This is a genomic window from Halothiobacillus sp., from assembly GCF_027346185.1.
Lineage (GTDB): Bacteria > Pseudomonadota > Gammaproteobacteria > Halothiobacillales > Halothiobacillaceae > Halothiobacillus.
Genome location: NZ_DAIESY010000042.1, coordinates 1 through 21,475, shown reverse-complemented (window position 1 = coordinate 21,475; position 21,475 = coordinate 1). Strand labels below are relative to the sequence as shown.

General features: G+C 57.9%; 21 protein-coding genes. 10 read left to right on the top strand and 11 right to left on the bottom strand.

Translation table 11 applies throughout. The features are described from left to right. Positions 1 to 15: 15 nt before the first annotated feature. From M7R55_RS03150 to def, 6 genes are all read right to left on the bottom strand, one after another. Positions 16 to 1,401: a sigma-54 dependent transcriptional regulator gene (locus M7R55_RS03150; protein ID WP_298218445.1), complete on the bottom strand. Its 1,386-nt coding sequence runs from the start codon at positions 1,399 to 1,401 to the stop codon at positions 16 to 18. Positions 1,402 to 1,413: 12 nt separating this feature from the next. Then, positions 1,414 to 3,864, bottom strand: coding sequence for an ATP-binding protein (locus M7R55_RS03145; RefSeq protein ID WP_298218443.1), 2,451 nt, complete (start codon positions 3,862 to 3,864; stop codon positions 1,414 to 1,416). Then, entirely contained in the window at positions 3,864 to 4,496 is a 633-nt protein-coding gene (locus M7R55_RS03140) for a DUF4390 domain-containing protein (protein WP_298218441.1), read from the bottom strand. The genes M7R55_RS03145 and M7R55_RS03140 overlap by 1 nt, the downstream gene beginning before the upstream one ends. Further along, positions 4,462 to 5,775 (bottom strand): 16S rRNA (cytosine(967)-C(5))-methyltransferase RsmB, encoded by a 1,314-nt coding sequence (rsmB, locus tag M7R55_RS03135; protein ID WP_298218439.1) that lies wholly within the window; start codon positions 5,773 to 5,775, stop codon positions 4,462 to 4,464. The genes M7R55_RS03140 and rsmB overlap by 35 nt, the downstream gene beginning before the upstream one ends. 175 nt (positions 5,776 to 5,950) lie before the next feature. Continuing rightward, complete coding sequence (fmt, locus tag M7R55_RS03130; protein WP_298218437.1) at positions 5,951 to 6,886, bottom strand: methionyl-tRNA formyltransferase; 936 nt, start codon at positions 6,884 to 6,886, stop codon at positions 5,951 to 5,953. Continuing rightward, positions 6,883 to 7,398: a peptide deformylase gene (def, locus tag M7R55_RS03125; RefSeq protein WP_298218435.1), complete on the bottom strand. Its 516-nt coding sequence runs from the start codon at positions 7,396 to 7,398 to the stop codon at positions 6,883 to 6,885. The genes fmt and def overlap by 4 nt, the downstream gene beginning before the upstream one ends. Positions 7,399 to 7,756: 358 nt before the next feature. Here def and M7R55_RS03120 point away from each other — a divergent pair, with 358 nt between their 5' ends. The 6 genes from M7R55_RS03120 to hemF all read left to right on the top strand — a co-directional run bounded on the left by M7R55_RS03120 (position 7,757) and on the right by hemF (position 14,958). Beyond that, positions 7,757 to 8,938 carry a LysM peptidoglycan-binding domain-containing protein gene (locus M7R55_RS03120; protein WP_298218434.1) on the top strand — a complete coding sequence of 394 codons (1,182 nt, stop codon included), beginning with the start codon at positions 7,757 to 7,759 and terminating at the stop codon, positions 8,936 to 8,938. 30 nt (positions 8,939 to 8,968) lie between these two features. Continuing rightward, complete coding sequence (dprA, locus tag M7R55_RS03115) at positions 8,969 to 10,123, top strand: DNA-processing protein DprA (RefSeq protein WP_298218432.1); 1,155 nt, start codon at positions 8,969 to 8,971, stop codon at positions 10,121 to 10,123. Positions 10,124 to 10,170: 47 nt separating this feature from the next. Beyond that, entirely contained in the window at positions 10,171 to 10,671 is a 501-nt protein-coding gene (locus tag M7R55_RS03110) for a DUF494 domain-containing protein (RefSeq protein WP_298218430.1), read from the top strand. Between the two features lie 34 nt (positions 10,672 to 10,705). Next, positions 10,706 to 13,210: a DNA topoisomerase I gene (locus tag M7R55_RS03105; protein ID WP_298218428.1), complete on the top strand. Its 2,505-nt coding sequence runs from the start codon at positions 10,706 to 10,708 to the stop codon at positions 13,208 to 13,210. A gap of 64 nt (positions 13,211 to 13,274) precedes the next feature. Further along, complete coding sequence (locus M7R55_RS03100; RefSeq protein WP_298218427.1) at positions 13,275 to 13,832, top strand: Sua5/YciO/YrdC/YwlC family protein; 558 nt, start codon at positions 13,275 to 13,277, stop codon at positions 13,830 to 13,832. 184 nt (positions 13,833 to 14,016) lie between these two features. Next, the gene (gene hemF / locus M7R55_RS03095) at positions 14,017 to 14,958 is read left to right on the top strand and encodes an oxygen-dependent coproporphyrinogen oxidase (protein WP_298218426.1); all 942 of its coding nucleotides are present in this window, start codon (positions 14,017 to 14,019) and stop codon (positions 14,956 to 14,958) included. A gap of 23 nt (positions 14,959 to 14,981) precedes the next feature. On the opposite strand, the gene M7R55_RS03090 is transcribed toward hemF, so the two are convergent. The 3 genes from M7R55_RS03090 to M7R55_RS03080 all read right to left on the bottom strand — a co-directional run bounded on the left by M7R55_RS03090 (position 14,982) and on the right by M7R55_RS03080 (position 17,035). Further along, positions 14,982 to 15,818 carry a thermonuclease family protein gene (locus tag M7R55_RS03090; protein ID WP_298218424.1) on the bottom strand — a complete coding sequence of 279 codons (837 nt, stop codon included), beginning with the start codon at positions 15,816 to 15,818 and terminating at the stop codon, positions 14,982 to 14,984. A gap of 19 nt (positions 15,819 to 15,837) precedes the next feature. Then, positions 15,838 to 16,083 (bottom strand): type B 50S ribosomal protein L31, encoded by a 246-nt coding sequence (locus M7R55_RS03085; RefSeq protein WP_298218422.1) that lies wholly within the window; start codon positions 16,081 to 16,083, stop codon positions 15,838 to 15,840. A 193-nt stretch (positions 16,084 to 16,276) separates the two neighbouring features. Next, entirely contained in the window at positions 16,277 to 17,035 is a 759-nt protein-coding gene (locus M7R55_RS03080; protein ID WP_298218420.1) for a ComF family protein, read from the bottom strand. Between the two features lie 46 nt (positions 17,036 to 17,081). Here M7R55_RS03080 and M7R55_RS03075 point away from each other — a divergent pair, with 46 nt between their 5' ends. Together M7R55_RS03075 and bioB are read left to right on the top strand one after the other, a co-directional pair. Continuing rightward, positions 17,082 to 17,504, top strand: a complete 423-nt coding sequence (locus tag M7R55_RS03075) for a hypothetical protein (protein ID WP_298218418.1) — start codon at positions 17,082 to 17,084, stop codon at positions 17,502 to 17,504. A gap of 55 nt (positions 17,505 to 17,559) precedes the next feature. Continuing rightward, positions 17,560 to 18,591 carry a biotin synthase BioB gene (bioB, locus tag M7R55_RS03070; RefSeq protein ID WP_298218416.1) on the top strand — a complete coding sequence of 344 codons (1,032 nt, stop codon included), beginning with the start codon at positions 17,560 to 17,562 and terminating at the stop codon, positions 18,589 to 18,591. Between the two features lie 285 nt (positions 18,592 to 18,876). On the opposite strand, the gene M7R55_RS03065 is transcribed toward bioB, so the two are convergent. Continuing rightward, positions 18,877 to 19,062 carry a hypothetical protein gene (locus M7R55_RS03065; protein ID WP_298218414.1) on the bottom strand — a complete coding sequence of 62 codons (186 nt, stop codon included), beginning with the start codon at positions 19,060 to 19,062 and terminating at the stop codon, positions 18,877 to 18,879. A gap of 18 nt (positions 19,063 to 19,080) precedes the next feature. Between M7R55_RS03065 and M7R55_RS03060 the strand changes: the two genes are divergently transcribed. Continuing rightward, a complete protein-coding gene (locus M7R55_RS03060) occupies positions 19,081 to 20,784 on the top strand; it encodes a hypothetical protein (protein ID WP_298218412.1) in 1,704 nt (567 codons plus the stop codon). A 383-nt stretch (positions 20,785 to 21,167) separates the two neighbouring features. On the opposite strand, the gene M7R55_RS03055 is transcribed toward M7R55_RS03060, so the two are convergent. Next, complete coding sequence (locus M7R55_RS03055; RefSeq protein WP_298218505.1) at positions 21,168 to 21,296, bottom strand: hypothetical protein; 129 nt, start codon at positions 21,294 to 21,296, stop codon at positions 21,168 to 21,170. On the opposite strand from M7R55_RS03055, the gene M7R55_RS03050 reads away from it, so the two are divergent. Next, the gene (locus tag M7R55_RS03050; RefSeq protein WP_298218503.1) at positions 21,237 to 21,362 is read left to right on the top strand and encodes a helix-turn-helix domain-containing protein; all 126 of its coding nucleotides are present in this window, start codon (positions 21,237 to 21,239) and stop codon (positions 21,360 to 21,362) included. The two genes, M7R55_RS03055 and M7R55_RS03050, sit on opposite strands and share 60 nt — an antisense overlap. Positions 21,363 to 21,475: the final 113 nt, after the last annotated feature.

Sequence of the window (21,475 nt, the reverse complement as noted above, 5' to 3'; positions counted from 1 at the left end):
GATTATTTAATGTGTTCAACTGCGTTCATTCGCGCTGATACCCAAGGATTTCAGCTTGCGATACAAATTGGTCCGTTCCATGCCGGTCAGCCGGGCAAGTTCGGTCATTGATCCGTCGCAACTCTTGAGCTGCGCCAGCAGATAACGTCGCTCGAACTCATCCCGCGCATCACGCAGGGGTAAATCGAGATTCAGGGAGATCAAGGTCGAGTTGGCCGCATCGTCTGATGCGTCGATCGATGGCAGAACGCCCAATGCCCGCTGCACTTCCTGTTCATCGATGGCATCGCCCGTACCAAGGATCAGCATGCGTTGCACCAGATTCTTCAACTCGCGCACATTGCCAGGCCAGGCATGGGCTTTGAGCAGGTTGCGGGCCCCGATGGTCAACTCGCGCCGGGGTAAACCTTCGATGCGATGCGCCGCTTCAAGATAGTGGGTGAGCAGCACGGGAACGTCCTGTGGGTGGTGACGCAAGGGTTCGATGGGCAGGGGAACCACGGAAAGGTGATAGAACAGATCCTCACGGAACCGCCCTTGCCGCACTTCCGTTTCCAGATCCTTTCGGGTGGCGGCAATCACGCGCACATCCACCCGCACCGGTTCTGCGCCACCCACCCGGAAGAACGTTTGATTCTCCAGGGCGGAAATCAATTGCATCTGAGTCTGCTCATCCATATCCGCGGCTTCGGCGATGAACAACGTGCCGCCATTGGCCTGCTCAAGCAGACCGTACCGGATCTTGCCGTCGCTTTCCGCACCGAAAAGCTCGATGGCCGCATTCTGACGCCCCCCCATCGCGACGCCACCGGTATCGATGAATGGAAAATGCCGACGTGGGGAGTGCTGATGGATAAAGCGCGCCAGCGCCTGCTTGCCGGTGCCCGGCTCGCCTGAAATGAGCACCCAGGCATCGTGCCCTGCGACCTTTTTCGCTTGTGAGCGCAGGGTGGACATGTACTCGCTGTCCCCGATCAACTCGAACGGATCGGGAACACTGCGCTTGAGTTGCTCGTTTTCGCGGATCAGGCGATTGTTTTCAAGACCGTGCTCAATGATCAACAGAAGTTTATCGAGCGAGATCGGTTTTTCGATGAAATCGAAGGCACCCAGGCGCGTAGCCTCAACGGCGGTTTCCACCGTACCATGACCGGACATCATGACCACCGGCCACACCAGTTGATCCAGCTCGGCCCATTCACGCAGCAGGGAAATACCGTCCTGCCCCGGCATCCAGATATCCAGAAGAATCAAATCCGGACGACGCGCAGCAATCAAAGTGCGTGCTTCGTTCGCATCGGCAGCACTGGATACCGTATACCCTTCATCCGCCAACAACTCCGCCAGCAAATTGCGGATTTCCACTTCATCGTCAACGACCAGAATGTGTCCAATACTCATGGTGTGCCATCGTTATCCTGAATTATCTAAATCGGAATCCGCACGGGTATCGTGTACCCGGCGAAACAAGTCCCCAGGGGCATTATGCCTGCTTGCCGTATCGAAGGGAGACGTTTCTGGACGATCTCCCCGCAGGGCCGACAAACCAGAAAACACAGATACCGCCGACTCAGCCTGCTCTTCTTCCGGCCTATCTGAAGAGGCAAAGGGTAACCGAATAACAATGCGCGCGCCTGTTTTCGTGCTTGCCGCACCCCACGCCGGGTTATCACTGTGCAGTTCGACTGCCCCATCCTGCACATTGGAGGCCAGCACCACACCGCTATGCTCTTCCACGATTTTCTTCACGATTGCCAACCCCAACCCTGACCCCTTGGGACGGGTCGTGGCATAAGGCTCAAACAGGCGATCAATCATATCTTCCGGGAATCCCGGGCCATTATCGGTCACAGTCAACTCAACCAAAACCAAGCCGCCTTCCTGATGCAACCCGGTCGACAGCGTCACCTCGGGCTGTTCGCCTCCGGGGCAGCCCTGCTCGCTCATTGCCTGCTGCGCATTGCGAATCAGGTTGTGCAGCACCTGCCGAATCCGCCCCGCATCGGCTCGCACCGGCAGAGCATGCCCGGTGGATCGATGCAGCACGGGGATGTCGCCGCCTTTGTACAAATCAATGACTTCCGAGACCAACTCATCCAAATCCAGAATTTTCAAGGCGACTTGCGGCGAGCGGGCGTACTCGGCAAATTCATTTACCATGAATTTCATTGCCTCGACCTGACTGATGATGGTTTGGGTCGAGCGATCCAGAATCTGCGCGGGCTCATCGCTGAGGTTGCCCAGCAACCGACGACGCAAGCGCTCCGCCGATAACTGAATGGGCGTAAGCGGGTTCTTGATTTCATGCGCCAACCGACGCGCCACTTCGGACCAAGCCGCGTCGCGCTGGGCCTGAATCAGGGTGGTGACATCCTCGAAAACCAGAACGAAACCACCGGTCACATCATCGGCAGGCAGTGCAGCAACCCGACTCAACAAAATGCGTCGCCCGGCATCGCCCATGATCCGAACCTGGGCTTCAACGGTGGCGCCGGCCGGCAATTGCCCAGGCTCAAGCAGATGACTGAAAGCGGCACAGATCGGCTCCAGATGGGGGTATGTCTGACAAATCTCGGTCAGAGTGCAGCCATCGATGCGCTGGCTGGCGATACTCAACAATTGCGTGACGACAGAATTGCTTCGTGTGATGTGGCCATCGGGCGACAAAGTCAGCACACCCGATGAAAGATGTTGAATCACTGTCTCCAGATAATCGCGTTCCTGATCCGCCACTTCCTGCAGCTGCTGCATGACCTGATGTGCCCGGCGCACCCGAGCCGTCATCGTGTTGAACGACTGCACAAGCTGCCCTAGGTCGTCCCGACGATCCACAGGCAAACGCAGACTGTAATCGCCCTCGGCGACCGCTCGTGTCCCGGCAGCCAGTTCGCGAATCGGCGCCAACAGCTTACGCGCCGCGATAAAGGCCAGCCATACCGCCGTCAGCAAGGACAACAGCAATGCCAGGGTAAGCGCAAAGGTAAAGGTTCTTTTCAGCGATTTGTGTAGAAAAATCAAGGAACGGTATTCGTTAAAAGCAGCCTGCACGCTACTGGACAGCTGGTTCGCACGCGGCGAAATGGAATACAGCGCCTGCAGGACTTCACTACTGCCATCACCGGTCAGGCCCGCCGTGAGCGGGACGACGACCCGGATGCGCATGGAATCTCCACCACCGGGATCAAGTCCGATAAAGTCCTTACCTGCGCGGGCATGGCTCAGTGCCGTTTCGTCCGGGCGGGAAGGCACGATGGCCTGCAAATCATCCGAAGCGGAAGCCACGATGAGATTCCGCGAACCGAAAATCGTCATCTCATGGGCGCCGGTATTGCGGCGCACCGCATTCAAATCCAGGGCAACAAGGTCACCCGATACGCCCTGTAGCTGTTTGGCCGCCCGCAGGGTTTCATTCATGGCGGTACGCATCTGCCCGTCAAATGCCAATTGCGACAACGAGAGCGCATCCGACATCGCCTGTTCGACCTGCACATCGAACCAGGAATCGATACCGCGTTGAATGAACGATACGGAGAAATAAAACACGATGAGCACAGGGATCGAAGTCAGGCCGACAAACGTGAGCACCAGCCGCGCGGTCAGGCGGGCGCCGGGCGCCCCGCGCCGATAATGGGTGACCAGCCGGATGATATGCCCGAGTACGACCGCAGCCAGAAACAGAATCCCCAGTGCAGACAGCCCCAACAGGGAAAGATAGAGATGCTCCGGCTGGTTGGCCCGCTGAAGCGATTCTGAAATCAGATACATCAGAATCAACAGCAGCACGACGACCATCATGCTGATCGGTGGTACCAGTCGACGAATCCAGCGGTAGTAGAACTGTCCCCAGTGGCCGATGAACTTCATCAATCGCCCCCTTCACTGGCTGTCGGTACTGCCCAGGCAAACCAGTCACTATTGAGCGACCAACGGGGATCAAACAGGGCAGGAAACCTCAGTGGTAATGGCAGTTTGTTGACATCTAGCACCATGCGCACCCGCCCGACCAGAGCACCATGTCCTTCAAGATGGCGAGCAGTCGTCACCGGCCACGCCCGAATCCGTTCAAGAGAGTGCAACGCTCCATCCAAGGTGCTGAAACTGCGTGCCTCGTGTTCTAGGGTATCGGTCACAAGCCAGGTTTTCGACAGTGCGTGGAATTCAAGACGATAGCGCCGTTGATCCGAGGCGACCTCATTTGGAAACCACCAGTCGCGCGGCGACTCGATGACGGAGATCATCGACAGGTTGATCGGGATGGCATTGCGCATGGCATCGATCATCTCCTTGTCGAGCAAGAGTTTGAGGTCGATATCGAGATAGACGACGCCCTCACGAATCTCTGCGTGAGCCCGCTGAATAGTGGCGCTGGATGCACTGGCCTGGGCCCCGGGCAGCACGCACAGAAGGAGCAGAAAAAACGACAGCGCCGACACTGCAGCGCGGCAGCGATCGACCGCCTGATCAGTTTTTTTCCAGCACAGCATAAAAGAACCCATCGTGCCCTTCTGAAACAGGAAAAACCTGTCGCCCCAGAAACTGCCCATCGATTTGTCGCGGCTCACCCCAATCCACAGCCATGGGCAGCGCACGCGCATCACCATGACGCCGCAAGAACGAGGCTATCTGCGCAGAATTTTCCCGATCCAGGATGGAACAGGTGGCATAGACCATACGCCCGCCCGACTTGAGCAGTGACCAGAGCGCATCGAGAATCGCCGCCTGCCGCTCGACCAGAACGGGCAGGTCTTCCGGTCGGCGTAAACGTTTGATGTCGGGGTGACGCCGGATCACCCCCGTTGCCGAGCAGGGGACATCGGCAAGGATGCGATCGAAGTGCTGACCATCCCACCAGTCTTGAGGTGCGCCCGCATCACCGACAATCAAGCGGGCGAACACCCGGCCGCGTTCCAGGTTTTCCTGTACCCGCGCCATACGCGTGGTATCGATATCCACTGCCGTCACACTTGCCTCTGGCTGGTGCTGCAACATAGCCAGCGTCTTGCCGCCGGGCGAGCTACAGGCATCGAGCACGTGCAGCCTCGGAGCCAGATCGAGCAGGTCGACAACCCACTGGGCGGCTTCATCCTGAACCGACACCTGCCCCTCACCGAAACCGGGCAGGCGGTCGACATCCATGGGATGAACCAGATTGAGCCCGCGCGTCGAAAAGGCCGTGGGGTTTGCCTCGATCTCCATCGAAGTCAGTTGCTCGCCATAAACCGCCCGATCACCCACCACACGCAAGGTCATGGGCGGATGCGTCGCCAGCGCGAACCCCAGGCGGGACGCGCGCTCCTCCCCCCAATCGGCGACCAGCGCGTCGAACAACCACGCCGGCAAGCGCGCGGCAGCAGCAGGCGTGGCTCCGGCAAAGGGATCAACACCTTCTTCGATTTGACGCGCCGCTCGTCTCAACACTGCATTGAGCAAACCGGTCGCCCACGGATGCCCGAGCTCCCTTGCGGCTTGCACAGCGGAATTGACAGAGCGCGAGGCCTCTCGACGTGCACCGCGAATGCGCTCCAGCCCGACCAGAAGCAACAACGCGATAATGGCCGATTTGGCCGGGATGGAGCGCTCCAGCAGACTGTCTCGCCAGAATACCAGCGCTTCATAATGCCGAAGCACCTCATAACCCATTGCCTGAACCAGACCGCGATGAACCGGCTGTGCCTGGGACAGTACCCGCCCCAAGGCGGCATCGAGCGACACCCCCTGCACGACAACCGACAACAGGAGCTGCGCCGTCAAGGCTTCGGGAGACAATCGAGGCAAGGTGTGTGGATCGACTCGGACAGGACGATCCGGATCAAACGTCGCTACCGAGTGCTGATGCGGCCTGTGCGACGATTTCGCCGAAGAGCCCTTCTGTGTCTGGCCTTTCGGGGTAGATGGGGAAGATCGATCCGAACGGCGGCCCCATGGCTTTGTTTGGGGATTTTTATAAGGATCAGTCAAAACAGGTACCCAGCAATTGATGATTGCGCGCGAAATCGGCCGCACAGATCCGCTTACCACCCGCCTGCTGACAGGTCAGTACCCGCAAACCCCCTTCGGCGGTGGCGATAACAAACCCCGATGCATCAACCCCCACCACAGAGCCGGGGCGGGCTTGAGGGCAGTCCGGTTCGACCTCGGCCGACCATATTCGCAATGAAGCAGACTTGAACTCAGTATACGCGACTGGCCACGGATCGAAGGCTCGCACGCGGCGTGCCAGCAGGTCGGCCGGTTCGCGCCAGTCAAGCCGCCCCTCGAGCTTGCTCAACTTCGCCGCATAGCAGGCCTGGGTATCATCCTGCGGCTCGGGCGTCATCGCGCCCACGACAATGCCGGGCAGCGCGGTCATCAAAGCCTGCGCCCCCAGTTCGGCCAGCCGATCATGCAGCGTGGCCGCGGTATCTGTCGGCTCGATCGCCAACGCAACCTTGTACAGCATATCGCCGGTATCCAGGCCCTGGGCCATCTGCATGATCGTGATGCCCGTTTGCCGGTCGCCCGCCTCGATGGCTCGGGCAATGGGGGCCGCCCCACGCCAGCGCGGTAAAAGTGAGGCGTGAATATTGATCGCACCCAATCGGGGTGTCTCGAGAACCGGAACCGGAAGAATAAGGCCATAGGCGGCAACAACCATGAGGTCGGGTCGGTAACCGGCCAGCACAGCCTGCGCCGATTCATCACGCAAGCTCGGCGGCTGTTCCACGGGGATTCCGAGCGCCAGCGCGGCTTCCTTCACCGGTGACTGTGTTAACTTCTGCCCACGGCCAGATGGACGGTCGGGCTGGGTGTACACCGCCAGCACTTCCACGGAATCATCTCCAGCCAAAGCCTGGAGGGCGGGCACAGCAAACAAAGGCGTACCTGCGTACAGGATGCGCACTGTCATGCTGATTCCTTTTGGCGCTGGGCTTTTTCAAGTTTTTTACGAATACGCTGACGCTTGAGCGGCGAGAGGTAATCAATAAAGAGCCGCCCATCAAGATGGTCGATTTCATGCTGAATGCAGATGGCCAGCAAGCCACCCGCCTCACGTTCAAAACTTTTCCCCGAGATATCCTGTGCACGTACGCGAACGGCTTCGGCACGCATCACTTTATCGGTAACACCGGGGATCGAAAGGCAACCCTCTTCCGATTCGACCAAGCCACTACGTTCCAGAATCACCGGATTGATGAAAACCAGTGGTTCCGCCGGGCAATTGTCCCCGGCGCAGTCTGCCACGAAAATACGTTCATGCACATCGACCTGGGTGGCGGCCAGCCCAACACCTCGAGAGTCATACATGGTTTCCAGCATCTGCTCGCTCAGACGCTGCACGCGCGCGTCAAACTGCTTGACTTCGGCAGCCACCCGGCGCAGCCGTTCATCTGGGAAAAGCAACACTTCAAGTAACGACATATCAACCAAAACTCACTAATAAATACTTGGAATACATCCCGGAGGCATCGAGAACCTTAGCAAAATATGGCGACGGCTCCGAAAAACAACACCAGACATCTGTCCATCATCGCAGAAAAACATCACCGTCCGCCGATTTTGCGGATCAATCGACTCACAATCCTGTGGACGCGGCGCTCAAATTCTTTTACAAATAAGGATATTTACCGCAACATTGTACGCGAGCCCAAGCTTTGTACCTAGGCCACGTACCTAGATCATGTACTCGGGCGGTGCGCCGCGAACCCATAAACATCAAGGGTTCGACCACCGCCCTGATGTTGTCCCGTTTTCGGCTGAAAACCCAAGGATGTTGCCCATGAGATCGTCAAAAGGATTACCGGTTCTACTCTCGTTATCCCTCATTACCACCGCGTTGCTGTCCGGCTGTGCATCGGAGCGCCCACCTGTTAACATCGTGAACCAGCCCACGCCTTATGGATTACCGCTCGGTGCCACTCGCGGCCCGGTCAAAGGCACGCTGACACCAGAAGAAACCAAGGCACAGTTCATTTCCCTCAAGGCCAATGAATACACGGTCAAGAAGGGTGACACGCTCTGGTCGATCGCCAACCACTTCTTGAAAGATCCGTACTACTGGCCTGAAATCTGGTACGACAATCCCGACATCAAGAACCCGCACAAAATCTATCCTGGTGACAAGATCGGTATCATGTACATCGGCGGCAAACCGCGCCTGGGCATTACCTTGCGTCCCCATATTCGCTACGAGACCCTACCGCCCGCAATATCGGCCATCCCGCTGGAAGATCTCAAGCCGTTTTTGTCCTATGACCAGATCATGACCGAGAAGCAATTGGCGGAGGCGCCCTATGTGCTAGCCAACCGCAATCAAACCTCGACCACCAGCTTCGGCGATGTCGTGTACGCCCGCCCTGCCCTGACGGAAAACTCGAATACGTTCTCAATTCTCGGCAAGGGCAAACCGCTGGTTGATCCGGTCACAGGAGACTTCCTCGGCTATCGCGCCATTTACAAAGGCCAAGCCGAGGTCATGCACCGCGGTGATCCGACCACCTTGCGCATCACCAAAAGCGAGCGCGAAATCATGGATGGCGACCGTGTACTACCCGTGATCAACGAACCGTTCGACCACGATGTCAGCCCCAGCATTCCGGCCGTGCCAATCGACGCCGTGGTCATCGACATCCCCGACGCCATCACCCAAGTCGGCACCTATCAGGTTGTGATCATCAATGCCGGTAGCCGCAACGGCCTGGTGCCTGGCGATATGTTGCGCATCAGCAAGCCCGGCCGGATCGTCAGCGATAAATACTCGGTCAACCCTGAAGAAGTCGAGAAGAACGCCAAACCGGACGGTTTCCAGATGCCCTCGCCGCCCATGGTCAAGCTTCCCGACTTCCCTATTGGCACCGCCATGGTGTTTCGTGTGTACGACCGTGCCAGCTTGGCACTTGTGGTACAAACCAAGCGGCCGATTCGCATTGGCGATTTGCTGCAAACACCAACCGCTAATTGAAGCGCATCGCCCTCATGGCGCGTCTTTTCATTGTTGAACTTTGAGCACCAAACAACGCCCGACGCCGATGCGCGCCGGGCGTTACTATTTCTGATCACCATCAATGGCATGGGCCCGAAACGTCTGCGCCGCCTTCTGGAAGCATTCGACACACCGCAGGCAGCCCTACAGGCACCCGCATCGGAATGGATTCGCCTGGGCATACCCGCCTCTCTGGCCCATCAACAACCTCGCGGCATGGCTGATCGTGTCGAAACCATGCTGTCCTGGCTCAATGAATCCGAACAGCACCATCTGGTACTCGCCGCAGACGCATCATATCCACCACAACTTGCCGACCTTCCCGACGCGCCTGCGGCACTCTTTGGCAAAGGCGACATCCGGCTACTGGGTGAGCCACAACTTGCCATCGTCGGCGCCCGTACACCGACGAGCGGCGGGATTAACAATGCGCGCGCCTTCGCCCGCTATTTGTCGGCGCAGGGCCTCGTCATCACCAGCGGGCTGGCGCTGGGAATTGACGCCGCTGCCCATCGCGGGGCTCTGGCCGCTCACGGCGCCACCATTGCCGTCATGGGAACCGGACCGGATATCATCTACCCGCGCGAACACCGTGAACTCGCCGAGCAAATCGTGGCACAAGGTGGCTTGCTCATCAGCGAATGGCCCCCCGGCACCCTAGCCAGAAAGGAGCATTTCCCTCGGCGCAATCGGTTGATCAGCGGTCTGTCGGAAGGCGTACTGATTGTGGAAGCCAGCCTGCAGAGCGGTTCACTCATTACCGCGCGCCTTGCCGCCGAGCAGGGGCGCGAAGTCTTTGCCATTCCCGGATCGATTCACAACCCCTTGAGTCGCGGCCCGCACCGACTCATCCGGGAAGGCGCCAAGCTGGTCGAAACCGCCCAGGACATTTTCGAGGAACTCATCGACACCCTCGGCGCACGCCTGCGTCAAACGGTCGACACCGCCTCGTTCGAACCAGAGCCAACCACCGTTCCCGCCGCCCACCTCGACCCGGAAGAACAGAAAATTCTGGACTGTCTTGGCTTCGATCCTCAATCTGCAGACACGCTTATTGCGTCCAGCGGATTGACCCCTGCCGAAGTTTCCTCCATCCTCCTCATGCTTGAACTTGCTGGACACGTCACCACCTTACCCGGAGGGTTGTATGTGAGAACGGCCTGACGTACGGGCAACCGAGCGTCGTTCAACTTCGTCCCCTGAGAGATTCCATGAAAGAAACCGTGCTTGATTTGTTGATGTATCTGTTTGAAAACCATATGGAAGAAGAACCCCACTTGCCTCCAGCGCCACTGCGCACGGATCTCCAGAAAAAACTGCTCCATGCCGGTTTTGACGCTGATGAGATCGGACGTGCGTTTTCCTGGCTGGATGCGGCAGCCAGCGAACCGGCAGAGCTATCCAACCTGCCTCTGGCAGAAGTCAGCGCGCCTAAGCCAACCTCGTTCCGCGTATTTACGGCCGAGGAACAGATGGCCTTGGATGTCGAGTCGCGTGGCCTGCTGGTCCAACTCGAGGCTATTGGCATCCTGAGCGCTCAGACACGAGAAACCGTCATCGAGCGCGCACTGGCATTGGATAACGAAGAACTGGATATCGAAGACATCAAATGGGTCGTCATGCTCGTGCTGTTCGCCCGACCCGGCGAGGAAGCCGCATTTGCCTGGATGGAGGACCTCGTGTTCGCCGAAACAGCCGAATTGTTGCACTGATTTTTAGCCCCCTTCCTGAGATCGCCGAACTCCTATGAGCCAAACGCTTGTTATCGTTGAGTCGCCCGCCAAGGCGAAAACCATTAAGAAATACCTCGGGCCCGGCTACGAGGTACTCGCGTCCTATGGTCATGTGCGCGACCTGATCCCCAAAGACGGCGCTGTGGATACAGCCCACGACTTTGCGATGAACTACACCCTGATCGACAAGAACATTCGCCACGTCGATGCCATTAAAAAGGCACTGAAATCAGCCGACACCCTCCTGCTCGCCACCGACCCTGATCGCGAAGGCGAGGCCATTTCCTGGCACTTGCGCGAACTCTTGGCGGAAGCAGGCTTGCTGAAGAACAAGACGGCGCAACGGGTGGTGTTCTACGAAATCACCAAAAAAGCGGTGCAGGAAGCGGTCGCGCATCCACGTGATCTTTCCATCGATCTGATCAATGCCCAGCAGGCACGCCGCGCGCTCGATTATCTCGTGGGCTTCAACCTGTCGCCGCTCTTGTGGAAAAAGATCAATCCGGGGCTATCCGCCGGACGTGTGCAAAGCCCCGCCCTGCGCCTGATCGTCGAACGCGAGGCCGAGATCGAGGCGTTCAACCCGCAGGAATACTGGACCATTCTCGCCGACTGCCAGGCCGATCGGGCTGCCGAAAAGAGCCGATTCAATGCGCGCCTGCTGACACTGGACGGGCAAAAGGTCGAACAATTCACCCTGACCAACGAAACGGACGCGCAATCCGCACGCAACCGGATCCTCGAAGCCGCCGCCGGCACGCTCACCGTCCGCTCGGTGGAAAAACGCGAACGCAAACGCAACCCGGCACCGCCGTTTACCACCTCGACGCTACAGCAGGAAGGGGTTCGCAAACTCGGGCTCTCCGCATCGCGCGTCATGCGCCTGGCGCAGGAGTTGTACGAAGGTGTCGACATCGGTGCGGGCACCGTGGGTTTGATTACCTACATGCGAACCGATGCCGTGACGCTCTCCGAGGACGCGCTCACCGAGATTCGGGCACATATCGGTGAGAAGTATGGCGCAGCCTACCTTCCCGCCAGCGCGAACCGTTACAAGACCAAATCCAAAAACGCGCAAGAAGCGCATGAGGCCATCCGTCCGACTTCAGCGGCGAATACCCCCGAATCGGTGCGCGCGTTCCTGAACAAGGATCAGTTCCGCCTGTATGAAATGATTTTCAAGCGCGCGGTCGCTTCGCAAATGACGCCGGCTGTCTACGATCAGGTTTCTGTCGATCTCGCGGTCAATGATCAATACAGCTTCCGCGCCAATGGCTCCACCCTCAAATTCCCTGGCTTCATCGCGCTTTATCGCGAGGATGAAGACGATGCGTCCGGCGACAATGACGAGGATCGCCGTCTGCCGCCATTGGCCGTAGGCGACAAGATCACCCTGAACGACATCGCCGCCGACCAGCACTTCACCGAGCCACCACCGCGCTTTACCGAGGCGAGTCTGGTCAAGACGCTGGAAGAATACGGTATCGGTCGCCCTTCGACCTATGCCAGCATCATCTCCACACTTCAGGCGCGCGAATACGTGCTGCTCGACCAGCGACGCTTCAAACCCACCGATATGGGCCGGGTCGTCAATGGCTTTCTGACCGACTACTTCCGCGACATCGTCGATTACGAATTCACCGCCAAGCTGGAAGACGACCTGGATGCCGTATCCCGTGGCGAGCGCGATTGGGTGCCATTGATGCGCGAGTTCTGGAAGCCCTTCCATGACCGCGTCGAGCACACCAATGAGAATGTCACCCGGCAGGAGGCCGCCCAGGGGCGTGAACTGGGGATTGATCCCAAATCGGGCAAACCCGTCTCCGTCCGTCTCGGGCGGTTCGGCCCCTTCGTCCAGATCGGCACCAAGGACGACGAGGAAAAACCCAAGTTCGCCTCGCTCAAGCGCAGCCAGAGTATTGCCACCATTACGCTGGATGAAGCGCTGGATCTGTTTCAGCTGCCAAGACATCTGGGGGAAACCCCGGAAGGCGAACCGGTCGAGGTTGCCATCGGCCGCTTCGGCCCATTCGTGAAATTCGGCAAGATGTACGCATCGCTGGGCAAGGATGATGATCCGTACACCATCGAATTACCCCGCGCGCTTGAAATCATCGAGATCAAAAAGCTCGCCGAGAAGAATCGCTACATCACCCAGTTTGATAATGGTGTGTCGGTGCAAAACGGTCGCTACGGCCCCTACATCACCGACGGCAAAAAGAACGCCAAAATCCCCAAGGACAAGGATCCAAAATCTCTGACACTGGACGAGTGCGTCGCCTTGCTTGCCGCCGCACCCGAAAAGAAATCGGCGCGCGGCAAAACCGCTGCGAAAACGACGACCAAGAAAACAGCCGCTCCAAAAGCGACGGCCCCAAAAACCCCAGCCAAGAAATCGACAACGACGCGCGTCAAAAAGGCCAGCGCGACCGATATGGATGCGCCTGCAAAGAAAACTCCGGCAAAAAAGGCGACCACTACCCGCAGCAAAAAACCTGCCGCACCCGAGTCGGAATAAGGGCGCAAGCGCCCAAAACCTGGCGCATTAGATGATTTGACCCAGCCCAATCACCGAATTCATCATGCACAACAGCCCCTTTCGCCTTCGCCTTACCGGCCAAATCGTCTCTCAAGGCGGCGTGATCGCCTATCCCACCGAAGCGGTATTCGGCCTGGGCTGCGACCCGCTGGATGAGATCGCCGTCGAGCGGATACTGACGCTCAAACAGAGGGACTGGCGCAAGGGCCTGATTCTACTCGCCGCCAACCTCGAGCAGATCCATCCGTGGATATCGTTATCCTCAGAAGAACTGGCCAGGATCAGTGCCCATTGGCCGGGGCCATCCACCTGGGTGGTGCCGGCCAGTCAGAACACCCCGGACTGGATTACCGGCGGGCGGGATGAAGTGGCTGTCCGCGTCACCGCGCACCCCGTCGCTGCAGCCCTCGCCCAAGCAGCCAACACCGCCATCGTGTCCACCAGTGCAAATCCCGCACAGTGTCCACCTGCGCGCAGTGCTCTGGCCGTTCGGCGATATTTCGATGACCAACTCGATGGGATTTTGACCGGCCCGGTCGATACACGAGCCCAACCCACCCCCATCCGACACTGGCGCACCGGCGACTGGTTGCGACGTTAACGGGTGGCACGGAAACGTGCCGCAAGTGATCAAACCAGAGCTTGCAGCCGCGCCAATGCGTCTGCCCGACCTGTTATAATCACACGCCTTCCTCGACCCATAATGTTAGGCCATGATATCGACCCATGATGATATTGGCCCTTGTCACGCGCAGCGCGCGGACACATCACGAGACCAACCAACCATGCCCGACATTCAACGCGTTCGCGACTATCTCATCGACCTGCAGGACCGGATCGTATCCGGGCTTGAAGCCTTCGAATCCACCACCCGCTTTCTGAACGACGACTGGCAGCGCCCAAGCACAGAGGCGCTCAATGGCATGGGGCGTGGCCGCGTGTTGGAGGGCGGTGAGGTATTCGAGCGTGCGGGCATCAATTTTTCGCATGTCACCGGCCAGAAGCTCCCGCCTTCGGCCACGGCGCACCGCCCAGACCTTGCCGGTGGCAGCTTCGAAGCCTTGGGCGTTTCTTTGGTCATTCACCCGCGCAACCCGTACGCACCGACCTCACACGCCAATGTGCGCTTTTTCCAGGCGCAGAAGCCTGGCGTAAAGCCGGTATGGTGGTTCGGCGGCGGTTTTGATCTCACGCCGTATTATGGTTTTGCCGAAGATGCCGTGCATTGGCATGAGCAGTCCCGCGCAGCGTGCACGCCATTCGGTGATGAGTTATACCCGCGCTTCAAGCAATGGTGCGATGAATATTTCTGGCTCAAGCACCGCAGTGAGCCCCGCGGCGTCGGCGGGTTATTCTTCGATGATTACGGCGCCGATGGCCAGATTGATTTCGAGCAGGCCTTCGGCCTGATGCGTTCTGTTGGCGACCATTACCTGCCCGCCTACACGCCGATTGTGGCGAAGCGCAAAGACACGCCCTACGGCGAACGCGAACGCGACTTCCAGCTCTATCGACGCGGTCGGTATGTGGAGTTCAACCTCGTCTATGATCGGGGTACGCTGTTTGGCTTGCAATCGGGCGGCCGCGCCGAATCGATCCTGATGTCCATGCCGCCGGAAGTACGCTGGCGTTATGATTGGACGCCCGCCCCAGACAGCCCCGAGGCAGAACTCTATCGTGAATTCCTCCGTCCGCGCGACTGGCTGGCCGAACACGGCCAAAGCTGATCTCCAATAGATTGCGCGTCGGCCTATCGCGCCAAGAGCTCGATGGAGCGGGGTGACTCGATCGGCATACGCCAATCTTCATAGCGACTTTTGGTGTGCACCAGCCAGCCGCGCGCGCGCAATTCGCGCCCCTTCCAGCGATCAAAATCAATGCCTTGGAACTGATCCCAGGCACGAGCCGAAATCTGCAATGCCACCCGGCCTTCCAGATTGATCCATATGTTTTTGCGACTGCGGTGCACCGAGACCACCTTGCCGCGAACGATGGCCGCGCCCTGCACGTCATCCGGGATGCCTTCTGCCGTCGAGATACCCGGATCATATTCGCTGTTCGACCAGATACCGGCGTGGTGATCACGGGCCGTTTTTTCAATTGAAGTCAGGCAGTCGGCGAGTGCCAGGTTCGGCGGCATGTACACCGCCATCGCCAGCCCCCGCGTGACCAGATCGGCCTGAATGGATTTGCCATCGGGGCGATATAGATAGGCCAGCTTGCGGCCGTAACGATCTTCGGGCTCAGCGCCATATTGCACGCGCAATCGGTTGTGCGACGTTGCCAACAGTGCCATCAATGCCTGACGGCTGGCATCTCCGAATGGCTCTGAAGATCGTGCGGCCCGATCAGCATAAGCAGGATGCGCCACCTCGGGGGCATCGATACCCGCCAGGCGCACCCGATCGCCATTGGTCAGCCGAACGGTGTCGCCATCATCGACGTAAGCCACCGTGGCGGAAATCGCGTTTCTTGGCGGTGGGCATTGCTCCTCTGCCGATACGAATGACGAAAATACGCTGGCAAGAAAAAGAAAAAAGGCACCCAGCCAAATCGAGCGGGGTGCCTTTTTATACGCTTTGAGCATGGCGTCGAAACGCGCGGAATTACTTCTTGCCGTAGCGGTTACGGAATTTATCCACTTGCTTGGCGGTACTGGAATCCATGCGCTTGCCGGTGTAGAACGGGTGGCTGGCAGAAGAGACTTCAACCTTCACCAACGGATATTCTTCGCCGTCGGTCCACTTGATGGTCTCTTTGGCGCGGATGGTAGAGCGCGTCAGCATGGCAAAATCGGAGGCCAGATCCTGAAACACGACAGGACGGTAGTTAGGATGAATGTCTGGTTTCATGAGTGATACCTTGAGTTTTTACCCATAAAATTCGTGGGTTGTTCGATTCGATCGCTTTCGCCACAACGGCCCACAATGATCATGGACTTTGCAGCATTCAAAGCAATAGTAAATAAGGGCGGCGATGATACCTCAAAGACAGGCGGCACTCAAGCACACGAACACACTGAAAAACAACTGGAACAGCTGGGGTTCAATGAGGAATATCACCCGGCGCGGGCGTACGCGCCAATACCCAGACGGAGACCATCCGCACCCCTGACCGTTTAAGGGCATGCGCCAGGGCATCGGCAGAACTACCGGTCGTCATCACATCGTCAACAATCACGACATGCCGGGGCAAAGCCTGCCTGACCTCGAAGGCGTTCTTCAGGCTTTTGCGGCGATCAATGGCAGATAAACCGCTTTGAGATTCGCTGGACCCTGAACGCACTACCGCCTTTCCGTGAACGGGCAAATCAAAACGCCGCCCGATTCGGTCGGCAATCAGGCGTGCCTGATTGAATCCACGAACCTGCCGCCGCTCGGGATGAATGGGCATCGGGATCAATACATCCGGCCAGTCTTTTAATTGGTTATTTGTCAGACCATCTTGACGCCGGCCATACGCCTGCTCGATAGACAAGAAAAGCGGCTGCATCAAGGCATTAAGCACACCGGGGTCCTTGCGATATTTGAACTGATGAATCAGGTATCGGCTTGCTGCGTTAAAATCCTGCCCCGCAACAGCAAAATCGAAATGCGGTGGATGCTGCAGGCACGCGGCGCAACGTTGCCCGGCTTCACTCACCCGAATCGCGCATCGCGGACAACGGTGCGGCACGGTTCTCTTATCAGCCGATAAATCGCTGGCACATCGAGCGCATAACCCGTTGTCCTCCACACTAGGCGTTCCGCACAGGTAGCAGGGTGAAGGCACCAGAAACCGTGTTAGTCCGGCCAGTCGATTCATGCTACATTCATACTCCATGTACCAATATATAAGGGAGCCTATTCCCATGACTGAATTTATCCACGCCATCGAAGACGGCGAAGAAGGCAAGATCGTTTCCGGCGCTTCCTCGCGCAGAGCCGCCAAGTGGTTCAATTATGGAACGCTGGTTGCCGTTCTCGTCCCACTGCCACTCGCGATTTTCTGGACGGGCATGTCCATGCTGATTTACGCGCTGAACAAACATCACCCAAATCCCAAGGTAGGCCACTATACCCAGTGGGCAGCCTACCGCTTCTACGGTGTCGCCGGAACCGCCGTGGCAGTGGCGGTGTTCTTCCCGGTCAACGTTACCTATTATCTAGTGATCTGGGCCATTGCGGCCGCGATTCTGATTCCTTGGACGATTTACGATCTTTACAAGATCAATCATGACACATGGGTCGATTGCGTGATTGAACCCCATCGTCCCTTTGAAGACAACCAATAAAGACGAATCACCGATCACCTGTCAAACCAATCCTTCCCTGCATGTGAGGCTGCCCTTGTCTAAACCGTCCAACCCCTGGGATCTGCCCCAGGTTCTCGCCCTGTTCGACCTGCCGTTCAACGATCTTTTGTTCCGTGCGCACGAAACCCATCGCGCGCATTTCGACGCCAATGCCGTTCAGATCAGCACCCTGCTTTCCATCAAAACCGGCGCCTGCCCGGAGGATTGTTCGTACTGTGCACAGAGTTCGAAATACGATACCGGGTTGGAACGCGAGCGCCTGCTGCCCCTATCGGAAGTGCGGGAATCCGCCCTACGCGCCCGCGAAGCCGGAGCCACCCGATTCTGCATGGGGGCGGCCTGGCGCAACCCTACCGACAAGCAACTGGAAAATGTCATCAGCATGGTTGGCGTCGTCAAAGAACTCGGCATGGAAGCCTGCGTCACGCTCGGCATGCTCACCGCGCCCCAGGCAGGCCGCTTGAAAGAAGCCGGGCTCGATTACTACAACCATAATATCGATACCTCGCCGGAGTTTTACGGCGAAGTCATCACCACGCGCAATTTCCAGGATCGTCTTGACACCCTGGCGCATGTGCGTAACAGCGGCATCAACGTCTGCTCCGGTGGCATTCTGGGCATGGGCGAATCACGCGAGGACCGCGCCTCGTTTCTGGCCACGCTGGCCAACCTGCCACGCGCGCCGGAATCCGTGCCACTCAACATGCTGGTACGCATCCCCGGCACGCCGATGGCGGACATCCCCGCTCTTGATCCGATCGAGTTCATCCGCACCGTCGCCGTCGCCCGCATCCTCATGCCCACCTCGCACGTCCGCCTCTCCGCTGGCCGCGAGGGCATGAGCGATGAAGCGCAAGCCTGGGGCTTCTTCGCCGGTGCGAACAGCATTTTTTACGGCGACAAGCTCCTCACCACCGACAACGCCGATCAGAACCGCGACCGTGCCCTGTTCGACAAACTTGGCATCCATCCTCTCATCCCTGCCGGATTTACCGAACGGGACGACGATGACCACACCAGCCCGATGGGTCATTGTGGCGGCGCCTGTACCCACGCACATCCCTAAGGAGCCTCTGCACGAATCCATCCATGGCTTCGTGGGCTTGCGCCAGCTGCGCGTTCACCCCCGTCTTGTGCTCAGCATTTCAATGACTTACGTCATTGTGCGGCAGGGCCTCCATGCCCTGCACGGGAAGGCCTGCATTTGTGCTGACCCTCCCTAATGATCTAGCGGTTTTTCACGACGCGTTGCGGGAGAACCCTTTCGGTCCGAATCTGCCCTTTCCTCCAACTCGTGTCATCAACCCCGAGTGATTAAACCCGATCCATCGACGATCATCTGAGGGTTTCATCAATCGGACAGGCTGTGCCTCAACAGCGTATTCATCGTTTCGTATTCTGTCGTTTCACCCGGTGGATCGACGGTCAGCGAAGACGCCTCGTCTTTGTCATAAAAAATTCGCATGATCACCCGCATCCGAATCAACAAGGGCTGCGTAAACACCTTGGAGCCAGACGCTTCTTCAACCGCGTACACCCAAGGAGCTTTTCAATCATGAATAACCCACTTACCCCGAAACGTCACCGATTAGCAACCGCCATTCTCAGTGGCCTGATCCTGTCCGGTCTTGTCACTCTTTCAGGCTGCAACAGCAGCAATGATCAAACGCCGGTCGCCCAAAACCCACCGCCGCAAACTAATCCTCAGTTGACACTCGGTCAGACAACCTTTCGCTACGAAACCTTCGGTAACCAGGGGTTTTGGACCCAAGCGATGCAACTTCCGCAAGGACTTGCCGCGGCTGGTGTCACTCCGCTGGCCGCCTTATCACTGGGACTGAATGTCAACGCGGCTGCGTTAAGCTCGGATACCGCCAAGGCCTTGACCGATGCCCTAGCTAAAATCCAGGCGGGGGCAGACCCGAAAACCACCGTGCTCAATGATCCTGGTGTAACCTTGGCGCTCATCAACGAAGGTGCGGTCATTGGCGTCGTGCCTTTTGCGGCGGACGGTTCGCGCAAGCCACTCGGCAGCGACCCGGACTACAATCCCAAAGACACCCTTGACTTGTCGCGCGGCGATTCCGTGGGTGTTTCATGCGCTCTATGCCACGCACGCACGGACAACTCAGTCGTACCTGCCGGATTTGCCAAAATGCCGGGCTCGGTCGGCCTTGAAGTGGATGGCCCTGCAGCCAATGGGCTTGATTTCGGCAACATCGTTGCCGCCTCGGGCAATCCACGCGCTTACTTGCCCATGTATCAACTGGCCTTCGCGGCACTTGGTGGCGCTTCTGCGGCCAATCAGGCGGGCTATGCAGGCATCAAGGACGACACCAATGCCGAAGTACGCACCTATCTGACCGGCAGCAATGCACAAGGCAAACGTTATTATCCCGTCGATGGCTTTGATGCCTTCCCGGATGGTGTGAATAATGTCGCTGAAATACCGCCCTTTTACCGCACGGATCTCACAGCGCCTTGGGGTCACTCGGGTTTCGATACGGATCTAAACGATTTCAACAACATTGTCTATGTATTGGGCCTCGACCCGACCATCTTGGCCACGGCACCGGGTAAGCAGATACTCGAAGGCCTGGCCGGTGGCGTGGGCGACGAGATCTACAATCGCTATGTAGCAGTACTAGACGACAGCGGCTTGCAAGGCAAATACCCCTTCGTACAATCAGCGGCTACAGGTAAGGGCTTTTTGGGCTACCAGGTCGATCAATCTAAACTTGAGGCACTGACGGCGTACACCGACCAGCTGCAATCACCCCGCGCGCCCACCGATCTGGATGCCGCCATGGTCTCTCGCGGCCAGCAGGTGTTCGACCAGAACTGCACCACCTGCCACGCTGCCAGTGCTTCCGCTCCGGTCTCATCGGACATTGTGCCATTCGCTCAGCTGTACCCCAGCTTTAGCCCGACGGTACTGGCCCCACGCCAAGCACCCCTGAGTGATGTGATCATCAGCACGGATAACGGCCCGGATCCGAGCTACTACAATGAGTTGACGGTATTCAATGCCAGCGTGCGTGCCGATACTGTCGGGTTTGCGGTCCCGTTACTGGCTGGACTGGACGGGCAGACCAAGTTCCTGCATGACCTGTCGATCAGTGGGACCACTACCACAGATGCACTAAATATGCTGCTCGATCCAACCCGAGGCTCTGGCGCTCAACACCCGTTCTACATCACGGATGCCGGGGATCGAGCGGCCATAACGGAATATTTGAGAAGTCGCGAGACGAAATGAGGTCCCATTGGGTTTACGGATTGATGTCATTTACAGGGAACGAACCCCGGCCATGAATTGCCCGATCCTCCGCTTCTTGGTGTTCGACTCAATACGTTGACCAGAAACAAAAACTCAATTCATGCTATTGATAAAGCCGGATCACATGGTGATCCGGCTTTTTTCATCCACATAGCTAAACGCTACAAGGAAATATGCCGACGAGATTCGTTTTCGGAACCTGTCGGCCTTAGCTCGGCACCAAGTTACCGGGCTGGGCATCAGCGCTAGCTGCTACCTTTATCTCCCATAGTTTGTTGGCGTAAAGATGTGTCGGCTCTGCATCATGGCCGAAATCTGGTTCTACTGGGTCACACAGAGGCCACTGCCTTTCAATGCATTGATCATTTTGTTCTGAGCCGGCGGCGGCAAAAACTGAGGGCAACACCTGATTTTTCCGGTGGGTGTTGCCAATACTTTTCTCCAAACTCTGCGTTGAAGAGCGGGCCACCATTCAAATCGGTCATGCTCATGGGCTCAGCCAGCGCGAGATTGCGCTGTCAGTCGGTGAGCTATTGATCCGGCCAAGTGAAGTTTGAAGTTTCATGATTTTCATGCGGCGTATTTCACGCGTGGATCCTGGAAGTACTTTTTAACGCGCTCCGGGTCTTGTTCCAGTGCTTGCATGTGCGCGGTTGCCGCAGCTTTCAGC